The sequence below is a fragment of the Blastococcus xanthinilyticus genome (assembly GCF_008124835.1).
In the GTDB taxonomy this organism is placed as follows: domain Bacteria; phylum Actinomycetota; class Actinomycetes; order Mycobacteriales; family Geodermatophilaceae; genus Blastococcus; species Blastococcus xanthinilyticus.
The window spans coordinates 128,959-144,251 of the sequence record NZ_VNHW01000011.1 but is presented as its reverse complement, the minus strand read 5'-3'; the positions used below and the strand labels follow the sequence as shown (position 1 = coordinate 144,251).

At 73.8% G+C, this 15,293-nt stretch carries 14 protein-coding genes and 3 tRNA genes; 5 read left to right on the top strand and 12 right to left on the bottom strand.

Annotated features, from left to right (window positions below; all coding sequences use genetic code 11):
• Window positions 1-93: 93 nt before the first annotated feature.
• Window positions 94-891 carry a CDP-alcohol phosphatidyltransferase family protein gene (locus tag BD833_RS16950; RefSeq protein ID WP_243737739.1) on the top strand — a complete coding sequence of 266 codons (798 nt, stop codon included), beginning with the start codon at window positions 94-96 and terminating at the stop codon, window positions 889-891.
• Here the strand turns inward: BD833_RS16950 and BD833_RS16945 are convergent.
• The 3 genes from BD833_RS16945 to BD833_RS16935 are packed head-to-tail and all read right to left on the bottom strand — an operon-like array spanning window position 862 to window position 3,796.
• Complete coding sequence (locus BD833_RS16945) at window positions 862-2,004, bottom strand: cystathionine gamma-lyase (protein WP_208092726.1); 1,143 nt, start codon at window positions 2,002-2,004, stop codon at window positions 862-864. The two genes, BD833_RS16950 and BD833_RS16945, sit on opposite strands and share 30 nt — an antisense overlap.
• Window positions 2,001-2,996: an NAD(P)H-dependent glycerol-3-phosphate dehydrogenase gene (locus BD833_RS16940; RefSeq protein ID WP_166534317.1), complete on the bottom strand. Its 996-nt coding sequence runs from the start codon at window positions 2,994-2,996 to the stop codon at window positions 2,001-2,003. Before BD833_RS16940 ends, BD833_RS16945 begins: the two co-directional genes overlap by 4 nt.
• Entirely contained in the window at window positions 2,993-3,796 is an 804-nt protein-coding gene (locus BD833_RS16935) for a lysophospholipid acyltransferase family protein (RefSeq protein ID WP_166534316.1), read from the bottom strand. Before BD833_RS16935 ends, BD833_RS16940 begins: the two co-directional genes overlap by 4 nt.
• 114 nt (window positions 3,797-3,910) lie before the next feature.
• Here BD833_RS16935 and cofC point away from each other — a divergent pair, with 114 nt between their 5' ends.
• Genes cofC through BD833_RS16920 form a run of 3 tightly spaced genes read left to right on the top strand, consistent with a single transcriptional unit; the run spans window position 3,911 to window position 7,551 of the window.
• Window positions 3,911-4,558, top strand: a complete 648-nt coding sequence (cofC, locus tag BD833_RS16930; RefSeq protein ID WP_166534315.1) for a 2-phospho-L-lactate guanylyltransferase — start codon at window positions 3,911-3,913, stop codon at window positions 4,556-4,558.
• Window positions 4,559-4,562: 4 nt separating this feature from the next.
• Window positions 4,563-6,632 carry an RNA degradosome polyphosphate kinase gene (locus BD833_RS16925; protein WP_243737738.1) on the top strand — a complete coding sequence of 690 codons (2,070 nt, stop codon included), beginning with the start codon at window positions 4,563-4,565 and terminating at the stop codon, window positions 6,630-6,632.
• Window positions 6,616-7,551, top strand: coding sequence for an NUDIX hydrolase (locus BD833_RS16920; protein ID WP_166534313.1), 936 nt, complete (start codon window positions 6,616-6,618; stop codon window positions 7,549-7,551). Before BD833_RS16925 ends, BD833_RS16920 begins: the two co-directional genes overlap by 17 nt.
• Before the next feature lie 65 nt (window positions 7,552-7,616).
• Here the strand turns inward: BD833_RS16920 and leuD are convergent, their stop codons facing one another.
• The gene (gene leuD, locus BD833_RS16915; RefSeq protein WP_166534312.1) at window positions 7,617-8,225 is read right to left on the bottom strand and encodes a 3-isopropylmalate dehydratase small subunit; all 609 of its coding nucleotides are present in this window, start codon (window positions 8,223-8,225) and stop codon (window positions 7,617-7,619) included.
• 17 nt (window positions 8,226-8,242) lie between these two features.
• Window positions 8,243-9,649: a 3-isopropylmalate dehydratase large subunit gene (leuC, locus tag BD833_RS16910; RefSeq protein WP_166534311.1), complete on the bottom strand. Its 1,407-nt coding sequence runs from the start codon at window positions 9,647-9,649 to the stop codon at window positions 8,243-8,245.
• A 55-nt stretch (window positions 9,650-9,704) separates the two neighbouring features.
• Between leuC and BD833_RS16905 the strand changes: the two genes are divergently transcribed.
• On the top strand, window positions 9,705-10,427 hold the full coding sequence (locus BD833_RS16905) for an IclR family transcriptional regulator (RefSeq protein ID WP_481748699.1): 723 nt from the start codon (window positions 9,705-9,707) through the stop codon (window positions 10,425-10,427).
• Between the two features lie 14 nt (window positions 10,428-10,441).
• Here BD833_RS16905 and BD833_RS16900 read toward each other — a convergent pair whose 3' ends face one another.
• From BD833_RS16900 to BD833_RS16870, 7 genes are all read right to left on the bottom strand, one after another.
• Window positions 10,442-10,729 (bottom strand): hypothetical protein, encoded by a 288-nt coding sequence (locus BD833_RS16900; RefSeq protein ID WP_166534309.1) that lies wholly within the window; start codon window positions 10,727-10,729, stop codon window positions 10,442-10,444.
• Between the two features lie 14 nt (window positions 10,730-10,743).
• Window positions 10,744-12,405, bottom strand: a complete 1,662-nt coding sequence (locus BD833_RS16895) for a sodium:solute symporter family protein (protein ID WP_166534308.1) — start codon at window positions 12,403-12,405, stop codon at window positions 10,744-10,746.
• Window positions 12,406-12,433: 28 nt separating this feature from the next.
• Entirely contained in the window at window positions 12,434-13,603 is a 1,170-nt protein-coding gene (gene galK, locus BD833_RS16890) for a galactokinase (protein ID WP_166534307.1), read from the bottom strand.
• Entirely contained in the window at window positions 13,600-14,691 is a 1,092-nt protein-coding gene (galT, locus tag BD833_RS16885; protein WP_208092725.1) for a galactose-1-phosphate uridylyltransferase, read from the bottom strand. The genes galK and galT overlap by 4 nt, the downstream gene beginning before the upstream one ends.
• A 202-nt stretch (window positions 14,692-14,893) precedes the next feature.
• Window positions 14,894-14,966, bottom strand: a tRNA-Glu gene (locus tag BD833_RS16880).
• 100 nt (window positions 14,967-15,066) lie between these two features.
• Window positions 15,067-15,139, bottom strand: a tRNA-Glu gene (locus BD833_RS16875).
• A gap of 35 nt (window positions 15,140-15,174) precedes the next feature.
• Window positions 15,175-15,246, bottom strand: a tRNA-Gln gene (locus BD833_RS16870).
• Window positions 15,247-15,293 lie beyond the last annotated feature (47 nt).

The window sequence follows — 15,293 nt, the reverse complement described above, 5'->3', positions numbered from 1 at the left end:
GGACCCTAACCGAGGCCCGTCCGCCACCCCCGAGGCGACGCCGGTGCACGCGTCGGCCCGCCGGGGGAAGCGGTGTGTGGCAGCCTCGTCGCCGTGCACGACGACCCAGCCGACCAGACCGCACCCGGAGCGGTGCGCGCCACCGACGGGCCCGGGCACTCCCGAGGAATGCGCCTCGCCGGCGCCGCGGTGCACCTCTACACCGCCAGCGGCTCGGTGCTCGGCCTGCTCATCGTCCTGGCGGCCTTCGACGGCGCCGTGGAGACCGCCCTGTGGCTGATCCTCGCGACGCTGTTCATCGACGGCACGGACGGGATGCTGGCCCGCGCTGCGCGGGTCAAGGAGACGATCCCGTGGTTCGACGGCGCCCGGATGGACGACATCGTCGACTACCTGACCTACGTCTTCGCCCCGATCGTGCTGCTCTGGACGACCGACCGGCTGCCCGGCGGCGCGCTGGGCTGGGTCCTGGCCGCGCTGCCGCTGCTGGCGTCCTGCTACCAGTTCTGCCGGGTGGACGCGAAGACCGAGGACCACTACTTCCTCGGCTTCCCCAGCTACTGGAACGTGGTCGCCTTCTACGCGATCATCCTCGGCATCGGTCCCACCGGGGTCGGCATCGCGCTCGCCGTCCTGACGGTGCTGGTCTTCGTGCCGATCAAGTACGTCTACCCCTCGCGCACCAAGCTGCTGCGGGGCGTGAACCTGGGGCTGGCGACGGTCTGGCTGGTGGCCTGCGCGGTGCTGATCGTCCAGTACCCCGACCCGCACTGGCTGGTCGTCGCGGTGAGCCTGGTCTACCTCGCCTACTACTTCGGCGTGAGCATCTGGCTCACCGTGTCCGGCGCCCGCCGCCGCGGATCAGCCGAGCGCATCGAGACCGCCGGCTAGGTCGGCGACCAGGTCGGCGGTGTCCTCGATGCCGCAGGACAGCCGGACGAACCCGGCCGGCACGTCGTCCCCGCCCCACTGCGCCCGCCGGTCGATGGTGCTGTGCACCCCGCCGAAGCTGGTCGCCGCGGCCCACAGCCGGCTCTTCGACAGCAACCGGGAGACCGCCGCCTCGTCGGCGAGCTCGGCGGACAGCACGCCGCCCGGGCGGAGCATCTGCCGCGAGGCCAGGGCGAACGACGGGTCGCCGGGGCGCCACGGCCAGCGCAGGTCCGACACGGCGCGGTGGCCGGCCAGGAGCTCGGCGACGGCCGCGGCGTTGGCCGCCTGCCGGGCCAGCCGCAGGTCCAGGGTGCTCATCGAGCGGTGCCCCAGCCAGGCCTCGAACGGGCCGGGCGTGCTGCCGGTGCGGTCGCGGAAACCCTTCACGGCCGCGTAGAGCTCGTCGTCGGTGACGGTGACGTGCCCGAGCAGGACGTCGCTGTGGCCGGTCAGCGCCTTGGTGTCGCTGCCGACGGTGAGGTCCGCGCCCAGCGCGAGCGGGCGCTGGCCGAGCGGCGTGGCGGTGGTGTTGTCGACGGCGACCAGCGCGCCGGCCGCGTGCGCCGCGGCGGCGACCGCGGCGATGTCGCAGACGTCCAGCTGCGGGTTGCTGGGCGTCTCCAGCAGCACCATGCGGGCGCCGGCCAGCCCGCCGTCCGCGGCGACCCGCTCGACGTCCGGCGTGGCCACGTACTGCACGTCGATGCCGAACCGGGCGAGCTCCTCGGCCGCCAGCAGCCGGGTCGTGTAGTAGCCGTCCGACGGCAGGACGACGCGGTCACCGCTGCGCGCGCAGGCCAGCACGGCCGCGGTCAGCGCCGCCATCCCGGTGGCGAAGGACAGGCAGCGGCCGCCGTCGAGCTCGCCCACCGCGTCCTCGAAGACGCGCAGCGTCGGGTGCTCGGTGCGCCCGTAGGCGTCCGCGCCGCCCGCCCGCGGCGGCTGGTCACCCAGGTGGAAGGGCGCGGCGAACACCGGCGAGGGCCGCAGCGGCGCACCCGGCACCGCCGGGTCCTCCCCCGCGCGGACCGCCCGCGTCCCGTCCCCGTAACCGGCCAGCTCTGCGCTCACTCCGGCTTCGCCTCCCGCGACATGATCTCCCGCACCATCTGCGCCGGCGCCTCGCCCTCGTGGCACACCCGCACGACCGCCTCGGTGATCGGGACGTCGATGCCGTGGGCGCGGGCCAGGTCGAGCACCGAGCGACAGCTCTTCACACCCTCGGCGGTCTGCCGGGTGCCCCGCTGGACCTCCTCGAGGGACATCCCGCGGCCGAGCTTCTCCCCGAACGTGCGGTTGCGCGAGAGCGGAGAGCTGCAGGTGGCCACCAGGTCGCCGAGGCCGGCCAGGCCGGCGAACGTGGTGAGCTCCGCGCCCAGCGCCATCCCGAGGCGGGCGGTCTCGGCCAGGCCGCGGGTGATCAGGGAGGCGCGGGTGTTGTCCCCGAACCCGAGCCCCTCGGCGATGCCCGCGGCCAGCGCGATCACGTTCTTCACCGCGCCGCCGAGCTCGCAGCCGACCACGTCGGGGTTGGTGTAGGGCCGGAAGTAGGCGGTGTGGCAGGCGGCCTGCAGGACGGCCGCGCGGTCGCCGTCCGAGCAGGCGATGACCGTCGCGGCGGGCTGCTCCTCGGCGATCTCGCGCGCCAGGTTCGGCCCGCTCAGCGCCGCGACCCGCTCGGGCCCGGCCCCGGTCACCTCGCAGATGACCTCGCTCATGCGCTTGGTGCTGCCGAGCTCGATGCCCTTCATCAGCGACAGCAGCGTCGCGTCCGGCGGCAGCAGCGCCCGCCAGGCGCCCAGGTTGTCCCGCAGCGACTGGGATGGGACGGCCAGGACGACGACGTCCGCGCCGGCCAGCGCCTCGGCGGGGTCGGCGGTGGCGCGCAACCGCTCGGGCAGCCGCACGCCGGGCAGGTAGTCGGCGTTCTCCGCGTCCTCGGCGATCGCCTTGGCCAGCTCCGGACGCCGGGCGTGCAGGACCACGTCGCTCCCGGCGTCGGCCAGCACCTTGGCGAACGTCGTCCCCCACGAACCGGCACCGAGCACCGCGGCCCGGGTCACGCGGCGGTCCCGGGGCCGCCGGCGCGGCGCTCGCGGGCCGGACCGGGGTGGACCGACGGCGGCGCCGGTTCACCGCGGAGCTCGGCCAGCTGGTCGCGCACTCTGGACATCATCAGATCGGTCGTCTCCCGCAGCAGGTCGGTGGTCAGCGGGCGGCCCGCCCGGACCTCGGCCCGAAGGGCGCAGAGGTCGATCGGCTCGCCGACGAGGTAGTCGGTGGGCGTGCGCAGCCGCAGGTGCAGCTTCGCGGAGTGGTAGTCGTGCACCCGTTGCGGGCCCCACTGCGCGACCGGCAGGACGACGGTCTCGGTGCGGAGCGCCAGGTGGGCCGCGCCGGTGCGCGCCTGCATCGGCCACCAGTCCGGGTCCCGGGTGACCGTGCCCTCCGGGTAGATGACCACCAGCCCACCGGCCGCCAGGTCGGCCACGGCCGCGTCCAGAGAGCCGCGTACGGCCGAGGAGTATCGGGCGACGGGGATCTGGCCGGCCGCCCGCAGGATCCGGCCGGCCCGCCCCCGGAACACCGCCTCCTTGGCGAGGAAGTGCGGGATGCGCCCGTGGTCCAAGACCAGCCGGGCGCAGGCGAAGGGGTCCAGCACCGAGACGTGGTTGACCACGAGCAGCACCGGCCCGCGCACCGGGATCCGGTCGCCGTGCCGGTAGCGCAGGCGGAACAGCAGCGCGGCCACCGGGTAGATGACCGCGATGCACAGCGTCAGTGCCGGGGAGAGGGGCCCGCGGGTGGCCCACCTGCCGCGGCGGGCCGCGCCCGGGCCGCGCGAGGAGGATCCTCCCGTCATCGCGCCGCCTCCCCTCTCCTGTGGGCCCGCCCATGATCGACCCGTGCCCCGGCCGGTGGACGACCGGGTCCCGGCCGGCCGGCCGGTCCGCTCCGGTGTGCTCACATTGTGACCGTGCCCCTCTGGTCGGTCGTCGTCCCCGCGAAACGGCTCGCCGTCGCGAAGACCCGGCTGCAGCCGCTCACCGGGCGGCCCGGCGCCGACCACGCGGCCCTGGTGCTCGCCCTGCTCGCGGACACCGTCGCCGCGGCGGTCGCCTGCCCGCGGGTCGGGTCGGTGGTGGTGGTCACCGACGAGCCGGTGGCCGCGGACCTGGTGCGCGGGCTGGGCGCCCGCACCGTCGCCGACGAGCCGGACCGGGGGCTGAACCCCGCGCTCGAGCACGGCGCCCGGCAGGCCGACGGGCCGGCCGTCGCCGCGCTCTCCTCCGACCTGCCCGCGCTGCGGCCCGCGGAGCTGGCGGCGGCCCTGGCGGCGGCGGAGGCGCGGCCGCGCTGCTTCGTGGCCGACGCGCAGGGCACCGGCACCACCCTGCTGACGGCCTACGGCGAGGCGCTGCGGCCGCGGTTCGGCCGCGGGTCGGCCCGTGCCCACCTCGACGACGGCGCCGTCCCGCTGACCGGCGACTGGCCCGGGCTGCTGCGGGACGTCGACACCCCGGACGACCTGCGGGCCGCCCTCGACCTGGGGGCGGGGCGGCGCACCGCGGAGCTGGTCTCGACCTCGCCGATTCTCGCCATTCACCTCCGTGCGGCACGATGACCAGGTGCCCAGCGACAGCGACCGGACCCCCGACCTGCCCGCCGACCGGTTCCTGAACCGGGAACTGTCCTGGCTGGACTTCAACGCCCGCGTGCTCGAGCTCGCCGAGGACGACTCGGCGCCCCTCCTCGAGCGGGTCAAGTTCCTGGCCATCTTCGCCAGCAACCTCGACGAGTTCTTCATGGTGCGCATCGCCGGGCTGAAGCGGCGGCAGAGCACCGGCCTCACCGTCCGCTCCCCCGACGGCCTGACCATCCGGGAGCAGCTGGAGCTGGTGACCGCCCGCACCCAGGAGCTGGTCCAGCGGCACTCCGACGTCTTCAACAAGGACGTCCTCCCCCGGCTGGAGGAGTGCGGCATCCGCATCGTCCACTGGGAGGACCTCGCCGACGACGCGGCTCGGCGGCTGCGGGACTACTTCCGCGACCAGGTCTTCCCGGTGCTCACCCCGCTGGCCGTCGACCCCGCGCACCCCTTCCCCTACATCAGCGGGCTGTCGCTGAACCTCGCCGTCTCGGTCCGCGACCCCGAGACGGGGGCGCCGCGGTTCGCCCGGCTGAAGGTGCCGAACAACGTCCCGCGCTTCGTGGCGGTGAACACGGGTGACGACACCGCGACCTTCCTCCCGCTCGAGGACCTCATCGCCGCCCACCTGGGCCAGCTGTTCCCCGGGCTCGAGGTTCTCGACCACCACTTCTTCCGCGTCACCCGCAACGCCGACGTCGAGGTGGAGGAGGACCGCGACGAGGACCTGCTGCAGGCCCTGGAGCGCGAGCTCGCCCGGCGGCGGTTCGGGCCCGCGGTGCGGCTGGAGGTCGCCGAGCCGATGGACCCGCGCATCCTCGAGGTGCTCATGTCCGAGCTGGAGGTCTCGCCGGACGACGTCGTGCACGTGCCCGGGCTGCTGGACCTGGCCGCGCTCATGGCGCTCTACGACCTGGACCGGCCCGAGCTCAAGGACGACCCCTTCGTGCCGGCCACCCACCCGCGGCTGTCCGAGGGCGAGACGCCCAAGAGCGTGTTCGCCACCCTCCGCGAGGGCGACGTCCTGGTCCACCACCCGTACCACTCGTTCGCCACCAGCGTGCAGCGGTTCATCGAGCAGGCGGCCGCCGACCCGAACGTGCTCGCGATCAAGCAGACCCTCTACCGGACCTCCGGTGACTCGCCCATCGTCAACGCGCTGATCGAGGCGGCCGAGGCGGGCAAGCAGGTCGTCGTCCTGGTCGAGATCAAGGCGCGGTTCGACGAGGAGGCCAACATCACCTGGGCCCGCTCGCTGGAGCGCGCCGGCTGCCACGTCGTCTACGGCCTCGTGGGTCTGAAGACCCACTGCAAGACCGCGCTGGTGGTGCGCCGGGAGCAGGGCGTGATCCGCCGCTACTGCCACATCGGCACGGGCAACTACAACCCCAAGACCGCCCGGATCTACGAGGACCTCGGCATCCTCACCGCCGACCCGCGGGTCGGCGCCGACCTCACCGACCTGTTCAACACCCTCACCGGGTACTCGCGGCAGACCAACTACCGCACCCTGATGGTGGCGCCGCACGGCATCCGCAACGGGCTGCTGGAGAAGATCCGCCGGGAGGCGCGGCACGCCGCCGAGGGCCGGCCCTCCGGGATCCGGATCAAGGTGAACTCGCTGGTCGACGAGCGGCTCATCGACGCCCTCTACGAGGCGTCGAGGGCAGGCGTGCCGGTGGAGCTGTTCATCCGCGGCATCTGCGCGCTGCGGCCGGGTGTCCCGGGGCTGTCCGAGACGATCCGGGTGCGCTCGATCGTCGGCCGGTTCCTCGAGCACTCGCGGGTCATCTCCTTCGAGAACGCCGGTGAGCCCGAGTGGTGGATCGGCAGCTCCGACCTCATGCACCGCAACCTGGACCGCCGGGTCGAGGTGCTGCTGCGGGTCTGCGACGAGGCGGCGCGCACCCAGCTGGACCAGTCGCTGAGCCCGGCCATGGCTCCGGGCGTGCGCTCCTGGGAGCTGGGCAGCGACGGGCAGTGGGTGCGGTCGGAGGGACGGGACTACCAGGCAGAGCTGCTGCGCCGGATCCATGGCCTCGCCGGCTGACCCGCGCACCATCGCCGCCGCCGGCGGCGTGGTGTGGCGCCCGGCCGGGGACGACGGCCTCGAGATCGCCGTCGTCCACCGGCCCCGCTACGACGACTGGTCCCTGCCGAAGGGCAAGCTCGACGCCGGGGAGCACGCGCTGGCCGCCGCCTGCCGCGAGGTGGTCGAGGAGACCGGCCTCGACGTGGTCGCCGGGCGCCGCGGGCCGACGACGCAGTACTCGGTCGACGGCGTGCCCAAGCACGTGGACTACTGGCTCATGCGGTGCGTCGGGGGCTCCTTCGCCGCCAACGACGAGGTGGACGAGCTGCGCTGGCTCGCTCCCGACGACGCCGCCGCGCTGGTCACCCACGACCACGACCGGCTGGTGATCACCGACGCGGCGCGGACCGACGTCCCGCGCGAGGTGGAGCTGCTGCTGGTCCGCCACGGCCGGGCCGGGAGCAAGCAGGAGTTCGACGGCCCGGACGAGCAGCGCCCGCTGGACGAGAGAGGGCGACGGCAGGCGCGGCGGCTCGCCGAGGCGCTGTCGCTCTTCGAGCCCGAGGCCATCGCGACGGCACCCCCGCTGCGCTGCCGCGCGACGGTCGAGCCCCTCGCGGAGACCATGGGCCTGGGGGTGCACGACCGGCCCGAGTTCGGCGAGGCGTGCTTCGCCGACGACCCGCAGGCCGCGCTCACGGCGGTCGATCGGCTGCTCGTGCCCCGGGCGCACCCGGGCGTCACCGTCGTCTGCAGCCAGGGCGGCGTGATCCCCGCGGTGCTACAGGCGCTGGGCGTGCACGGCCACGGCGTCCGGGGGCTGCTCCCGCCCGCGGCCAAGGGCAGCACGTGGGCCCTCGGTGGCCGGCCGGGCGCGCTGGTGGCCGACTACTACCGCGACTTCGAGCCCGACCCCGACGCCCCCTCCCAGGCATAGGAAGCTCTCCGTGCGTTCCCGGGGCCGAGAACGCACGTAGAGCTTCCTATGCCCATGGGCGCAGGTCAGAGCGCCGGGAGCGCCGGGAGGGCCGTGGGCAGCCAGGCCGGCCGCCGGCCCTCGAACGCCTCGATGTCGTCGAGGTGCCGCTCGGTGAGCCCGACGTCGTCGAGCCCCTCGAGCAGCCGCCACCGCACGTAGTCCTGGATCTCGAACGGCACCGTGGTGTCGCCGTAGGTGACCTGCTTGGTCTGCAGGTCGACGGTCACCGGGGTGGTGGGGTCTGCCTCGACGGCGGCCCACAGCGCCTCGACGTCGGCCTGCGGCAGCACGACGGTGAGCAGCCCCGACTTGGTGGAGTTGTTCTTGAAGATGTCGGCGAACCGGGAGGAGATGACCACCCGGAAGCCGCCGTCGAGCAGCGCCCAGACGGCGTGCTCGCGCGAGGACCCGGTGCCGAAGTCGGGGCCGGCCACCAGGATCGAGGCGTCGGCGTACTCCGGCTTGTTCAGCACGAAGTCGGGCTCGTTGGTGCGCCAGGCGACGAACAGCCCGTCCTCGAAGCCGGTGCGGGTGATCCGCTTGAGGTACTCGGCCGGGATGATCTGGTCGGTGTCGACGGCGCTGCGGCGCAGCGGCGCGGCCGTGCCGGTGTGCGTGGTGAAGGCGTCCATGTCGCTCGCTCCGGGGCTCAGGCGGTGGTCAGGTCGGCGGGGGCGGTCAGGCGGCCGGTGAGCGCGGTGGCGGCGGCCACCGACGGCGAGACCAGGTGGGTGCGCCCGCCCTTGCCCTGGCGGCCCTGGAAGTTGCGGTTGCTGGTCGAGGCCGACCGCTCGCCGGGCTTGAGCTGGTCGGGGTTCATGCCCAGGCACATCGAGCAGCCGGCACCGCGCCACTCGGCGCCCGCCTCGACGAACACCCGGTCCAGCCCCTCGGCCTCGGCCTGGTTCTTCACCCCGACCGAGCCGGGGACGACGAGCATGCGGGTGCCCGCGTCGATCCGCTTGCCGCGCAGCAGGTCGGCGGCGACCCGCAGGTCCTCGATCCGGCCGTTGGTGCACGAGCCGAGGAAGACGGTGTCGACCTCGATCTCGGTGAGCGGCGTGCCCGGCGTCAGGCCCATGTAGGCCAGCGCCTGCTCGGCGGCGTGGCGCTCGCCCTCGTCGGCGATCTGCGCCGGGTCGGGCACCCGCTCGCTGATCGGCAGGCCCTGGCCCGGGTTGGTGCCCCACGTGACGAACGGCGTGAGCGTCCCGGCGTCGAGGACCACCTCGGCGTCGAAGACCGCGCCCTCGTCGGTGCGCAGCGTCGACCAGTACTCGACGGCGGCGTCCCAGTCGGCGCCCTGCGGGGCGTGCGGGCGCCCCTGCAGGAAGTCGAAGGTCGTGCGGTCCGGGGCGATCAGACCGGCCTTCGCGCCGGCCTCGATGGACATGTTGCAGATCGTCATCCGCGCCTCCATCGACAGCGCCTCGATCGCGCTCCCGCGGTACTCGATGACGTGACCGGCGGCGCCGTTGGTGCCGATCTGCGCGATGACGGCCAGGATGACGTCCTTCGCCGAGACGCCGGGCGCCAGCTCGCCCTCCACGGTGACCGACATCTGCTTCGGCCGGTACTGCGGCAGGGTCTGGGTGGCCAGCACGTGCTCGACCTCGCTGGTCCCGATGCCGAAGGCCAGGGCCCCGAAGGCGCCGTGGGTGGAGGTGTGACTGTCGCCGCAGACGATGGTCATGCCCGGCTGGGTGAGGCCCAGCTGCGGGCCGATGACGTGCACGATGCCCTGGTCGCGGTCGCCCATCGGGGCCAGCCGGATGCCGAACTCCGCGGCGTTCTTCCGCAGCGCCTCGACCTGGGCGCGGCTGACCGGGTCGGCGATGGGGGCCAGGATGTCCAGCGTGGGGACGTTGTGGTCCTCGGTCGCCATCGTGAGCTCGGGGTGGCGGACCGTGCGCCCGGCGGCCCGCAGCCCGTCGAACGCCTGCGGGCTGGTGACCTCGTGCACGAGGTGGAGGTCGATGTAGAGCAGGTCGGGCTCACCCTCGGTGCTCCGCACGACGTGGGCGTCGTAGACCTTCTCGGCCAGGGTCTTCGGCACGGTTCGTCCTCTCACCGGGCACCCACTCGGGTGGTCGCTGTAGCGATCTCACATTGTGGGATGCAAGTATTGCTGTGTGGGACAGCCTAACCCGGTAGCGGTCTTGGACAAAGCGGTATCGATCCTGCACGCCGTGGCACAGGAGCCGGCGACGCTCGCCGAGCTCGTGACGCGCACCGGCCTGCCGCGCGCGACCGCCCACCGGCTGGCCGTCGCGCTGGAGGGTCACCGCCTGGTGCGCCGCACCGACGGGGGCAGCTGGGCACCCGGCCCGGCGCTCGCGGAGCTCGGCCGCGGCACGGCCGACATCGGCGAGATCGCCGGCCGGCACCTGGCCACCCTGCGCGACACCACCGGCGAGAGCGCCCAGTTCTACGTCCGGGACGGCGCGACCCGCGTGTGCGTGGCCGCCGCGGAGCGCACCAGCGGGCTCCGGGACACGGTGCCGGTGGGCGCCCGCCTCCCCATGACCGCGGGCTCGGCCGCGCACGCCCTGCTCGCCTTCATGCCCGCCGACGAGGTGAACCGGCTGCTGCCCAACGCCAGCTTCACCGCCCGGACGCTGCTCGACGTCCGCCGCCGCGGCTGGGCGCACAGCGTCGCCGAGCGCGAGGCCGGGGTGGCCTCGCTGTCGGCGCCCGTGCGCGACGGCTCGGGCGCGGTCCTCGGCGCAGTGTCCATCTCCGGCCCGGTGGAACGGCTCGGCCGCCGGCCCGGCGCCGAGGTCATCGGGGCGGTGCTCGACGCCTCGGCGGCAATCTCCCGAGCCGCCCGCTGAACGGTCGGGTGGGCTCAGTGCGCGGCCGGGTCCTCGTCCCCGGTCACGTCGGCGCCGGGGTCGACGACCACCGGGCGCAGCCACGTCCAGAGGGCGAAGGCCAGGGCGAAGACGGCCATGGCGATCCCCGCCCACAGGTTGGCGTTCACGTCGCCGGTCTTCTCCCGGTCGGCCGCGGACTGGCCGAACAGGCCGACCAGGACCAGGACGACCCCGTACAGCCCGATCAACCCGGCGATGACGTTGCGGACGTCGAACGCCCCGGCGGAGTGGCGCGACGACTGGTTGTCGGTGCTGCTCATGTCCGGCTCCTGACTCAGCGGAAGACGAGGTTGAGGGCGATGACCAGGACCAGCGAGATGCCGGCGAGCTTGGTCGGGGACTGCCACCAGGGCAAGCGGTGCGCCTCGGGATCGGTGCGGTCCTCCTTGGGCGTCTCGGAGTACACGAGGCCGGCCAGCTCGTGCGCCGGCTTGGGCTGCGTCACCTGGGTGACGGCGACGCTGACGAGGATGTCCACCACGAACGCCGCGCCGGCGGCCACGAAGGCGGCGCCCTGACCGGGCAGGTCGAACACGCCGGTCTCGCTGAGGACGAACACGGTGACTGCGGCGAGGGTGCCCGACACCAGCCCGGCCCAGCCGGCCGTCGGCGTCATCCGCTTCCAGAACATGCCGAGGATGAAGGTCGCGAACAGCGGGGCGTTGAAGAAGCCGAACAGCGTCTGCAGGTAGTCCATCAGGTTGCTGTAGCCGGCCGCGATCAGCGCCGTCCCGATCGCGACCACCGTGGCCCCGACGGTCGCCCACCGGCCCACCACCAGGTAGTAGTGGTCGGGGCGGTCCTTGCGCACGTACTGCTGCCACAGGTCGTAGCTGAAGACCGTGTTGAACGCCGAGATGTTCGCCGCCATGCCGGCCATGAACGCGGCGAGCAGGCCGGCGATCGCCACCCCGAGCAGCCCGTTGGGCAGCACGTCGCGGATCAGCGCCAGCAGCGCCTCGTTGTAGGTGAACGGGCTCTCCTGCCCTGCCTCCAGCTGCTGGATCTCCGGCACCAGGACCGACGCGATCAGCCCCGGGATCACCACGATGAAGGGGATGAACATCTTCGGGAACGAGCCGATGATCGGCGTGCTCCGGGCGGCGGACATCGACTTCGTGGCCATCGCGCGCTGGACCTCGACGAAGTTCGTGGTCCAGTAGCCGAAGGACAGCACGAACCCGAGGCCGAACACGATCCCGACGGCCGACCAGACCGGGCTCTCGAATCCCGACAGCGCGGTGGCCGGCCAGGACGACAGCTTCTCCTCGCCGCCGGCGGCGGTGACCTCGTCGATCAGCCCGCCGACCCCGCCGACCCGGTGCAGGCCGATGAGGGTGAGCGGCAGGAGCGCCGCGACGATGACGAAGAACTGCAGCACCTCGTTGTAGATCGCCGCCGACAGCCCGCCCAGGGTGATGTAGCTGAGCACCACCGCCGCCGCGACGACGAGGGAGATCCACAGCGGCCAGCCCAGCAGCGCCTCGACGATCGTGGCCAGCAGGAAGAGGTTGATCCCGGCGATGAGCACCTGGGCGACGGCGAAGCTGATCGCGTTGACCAGGTGGGCGCCGGTGCCGAACCGGCGGCGCATGAACTCGGGAACGCTACGGACCTTGGACCCGTAGTAGAACGGCATCATCACGATGCCGAGGAACAGCATGGCCGGGACCGCGCCGATCCAGAAGTAGTGCATGGTGGCCATGCCGTACTGCGCGCCGTTGGCCGACATGCCGATGATCTCGACCGCACCCAGGTTGGCCGAGATGAACGCCAGCCCGGTCACCCACGCGGGCAGCGAGCGGCCGGACAGGAAGAAGTCGAGGCTGTCGGACACCCGGCGACGGGCGGCGAAGCCGATCAGCATGACGACGGCGAAGTAGGCGATGACCAGGCCGTAGTCGACGATGTTCGCGTCGAGTCTCAGCTCGTCCACGGGTGTCCTCTGCTTTCCGGGATCAGGGTCAGGCCAGCCGACGCGCGCCCGCTGCGGGCACCACGACGAAGCTGCGCGGGGCGGGGTGCCCCTCGCGGGCGAAGCGCTCGGTGACGGCGGCGGTGACGTCGTCGGCGGCGCCCGCCTCGATCAGCGCCACGGCGCTGCCGCCGAACCCGCCACCGACCATCCGGGCGCCGTGGGCGCCGGCTGCCACCGCCGCCTCCACGGTGGCGTCGAGCAGCGGCACCGACACCTCGAAGTCGTCGCGCAGCGAGGAGTGCCCGGCGGTGAGCACCGGGCCCATCGCCCGCGGGTCGGCGTCCCCCCGCAGCGCAGCGACCACCTCGAGCACCCGGGCGTCCTCGGTGACCACGTGCCGGGCGCGCCGCGCCAGCAGCTCGCCGTCGGCCGTGCCGTCGGCGAGCGGCTCCAGCGCGGCGACGTCGTCGATCTCGCGCAGCAGGTCCACGCCCAGGCGCCGGGCGGCCTCCTCGCACTCTCGGCGCCGGTCGCCGTAGCCGCCCTCGGCGTGGTCGTGGGTGGTGCCCGTGTCGAGGACGAGCAGCGCCAGCCCCGCCCCGGCCAGGTCGAACGGCACCTGCTCGCGGGTGCCGTCGCGGGTGTCCAGGAAGAGCGCGTGGCCGGCGGTGCAGAGGATCGCCGCGGCCTGGTCGAGGACCCCCGTCGGCGCGCCCACGAAGTCGTTCTCGGCCCGCCGGGCGACGTCGACCAGGTCGTCGGCATCGAGGTCCAGCTCCAGCAGGTCGCGCACCGCCAGGGCGACCGAGCACGACAGCGCGGCCGACGAGGACAGCCCGGCGCCGGCGGGGACGTCGCCGTCGACCAGCACGCTCAGACCCCCGGCCGCCCGGTCGGCCAGCGCGTGCACGACGCCCGCCGGGTAACCCGCCCATCCCCCGGGCCGGCCGGGCCGCAGGTCGGCCACCGCGATCTCGGCGTCGGCGTCGGGGTGCTGCGCCGAGGCGAGCACGAGCAGTCCGTCGTCCCGCCGGGCAACGGCCGCCCGCGTGGTGTGCGGCAGGGCGACCGGCAGCACCCAGCCACCGTTGTAGTCGGTGTGCTCCCCGATCACGTTGACCCGGCCGGGGGCGGCCCAGACGCCGTCGGGCCGGCTCCCGAAGCGGGCGGCGAAGGCCTCGCTCGCCCGGCGCGCCGGGTCCTCGGCGGCGGTCACGGCAGCACGACCGCGCGCAGCTGCTCGGCGACGTCCTCGGGGTTGGTGTCGGTGATGAAGGCGCCCATCCCCGACTCGGAGCCGGCCAGGTACTTGAGCTTGCCGGGGGCGCGGCGCAGCGAGAACAGCTGCAGGTGCAGCCACCAGTCGTCGCGGCCGTCGCCCACCGGCGCCTGGTTCCAGGCGGCGATGTAGGGCATCGGGGTGTCGAACCGGGAGGCGAACCGGCCGAGGACGTCGAGGTACACCGCGACGAACCCGTCGCGCTCCGCACCGGTGAGCGCCGGGAGGTCGGGCACCTTGCGGGTCGGGAACAGCTGGACCTCGTAGGGCCAGCGGGCCGCCGCCGGCACGAAGGCGGTCCAGTGCTCGTTCGCCGCGACCACCCGGGGGCCGGTGCGCTCGGCGGCGAGCACCTCGCCGAAGAGATCGGCGCCGGTGGCCGCGCGGTGCCGCCGCACGGAGGCGAGCACCTTCTCGATCCGCGGCGGGACGAAGGGGTAGCCGTAGATCTGGCCGTGGGGGTGCGAGAGCGTCACCCCGATCTCCTCGCCGTGGTTCTCGAAGCAGAACACCTGCGCCACGCCGTCCAGAGCGGAGAGCTCGGCCGTGCGGTCGGCCCACGTGTCGACGACCAGCCTCGCCCGCTCGGGGCCCAGGTCGGCGAACTGGCGGTCGTGGTCGCTGGTGAAGCAGACCACCTCGCAGCGGCCGAAGCCCGGGCGCAGCTCGGCGAGCGGGTTGCCCGCCGCCGCCGGTGGCACGTCGCGGTCCACGTCGGTGGCCAGCGAGGGGAACCGGTTCTCGAACACCGCGACCTGGTAGTCGCTCTCCGGCACCTCGGTGGGCCGCCCCGGCCGCGACGGGCACAGGGGGCACTGGTCCGCGGGGGGCAGGAAGGTCCGGCTCTGCCGGTGGGCGGCGACGACCACCCACTCGCCGAGCAGCGGGTCGAACCGCAGCTGCGACCGGGTGGCCACCGGCGGCAGGTCCCGGGCGTCCTCGGCCTCGCGCGGCGCCGGGTGGCGGTCGTCGTCGTAGTACAGGATCTCCCGGCCGTCGGCCAGCTGACGACTGGTGCGGATCACCGCGCGACCCCTCTCCGCCGTCACGGTGCGTGAAGGCCGCCCGACCGTAGCCCCGGCGGTGATCACGCTGCCACCGGGGACCGTGCGATCTCCGTAACGCCCGATCGGGTACCGCCGGGACGCCGGGGTGGTGCGGTCGCGACGAGGCCGGGGCGGGAACGGCGAGAGCCCCCGGCCAGGTGGCCGGGGGCTCTCGGTTGCGTAGCCCCGAAGGGATTCGAACCCTCGCTACCGCCGTGAGAGGGCGGCGTCCTGGGCCGCTAGACGACGGGGCCGTGCGTGCAGCATTTTGCCACGCCCGCGGCCGTGGACGTCACGGGGGTCCCCGGGAACGGCGAGAGCCCCCGGCCGGGTGGCCGGGGGCTCTCGGTCGCGTAGCCCCGAAGGGATTCGAACCCTCGCTACCGCCGTGAGAGGGCGGCGTCCTGGGCCGCTAGACGACGGGGCCGTGCTGGGTGGTGCTGGAGGAACCAGGATTCCTCGCTGGGGTACCAGGACTCGAACCTAGACTAACGGAACCAGAAACCGTCGGGCTGCCAATTACCCCATACCCCATGGGTAGCACCTCGCGGCGCCGTCAGAGACTCTACCTGACGCCCCGG

What these genes read in the sequence shown, in the direction of transcription:
- BD833_RS16935 (WP_166534316.1), bottom strand. Translation starts at nt 3,796, where the DNA reads ATGACGGGAGGATCCTCCTCGCGCGGCCCGGGCGCGGCCCGCCGCGGC.
- BD833_RS16920 (WP_166534313.1), top strand. Translation starts at nt 6,616, where the DNA reads ATGGCCTCGCCGGCTGACCCGCGCACCATCGCCGCCGCCGGCGGCGTG.
- leuD (WP_166534312.1), bottom strand. Translation starts at nt 8,225, where the DNA reads ATGGACGCCTTCACCACGCACACCGGCACGGCCGCGCCGCTGCGCCGC.
- BD833_RS16900 (WP_166534309.1), bottom strand. Translation starts at nt 10,729, where the DNA reads ATGAGCAGCACCGACAACCAGTCGTCGCGCCACTCCGCCGGGGCGTTC.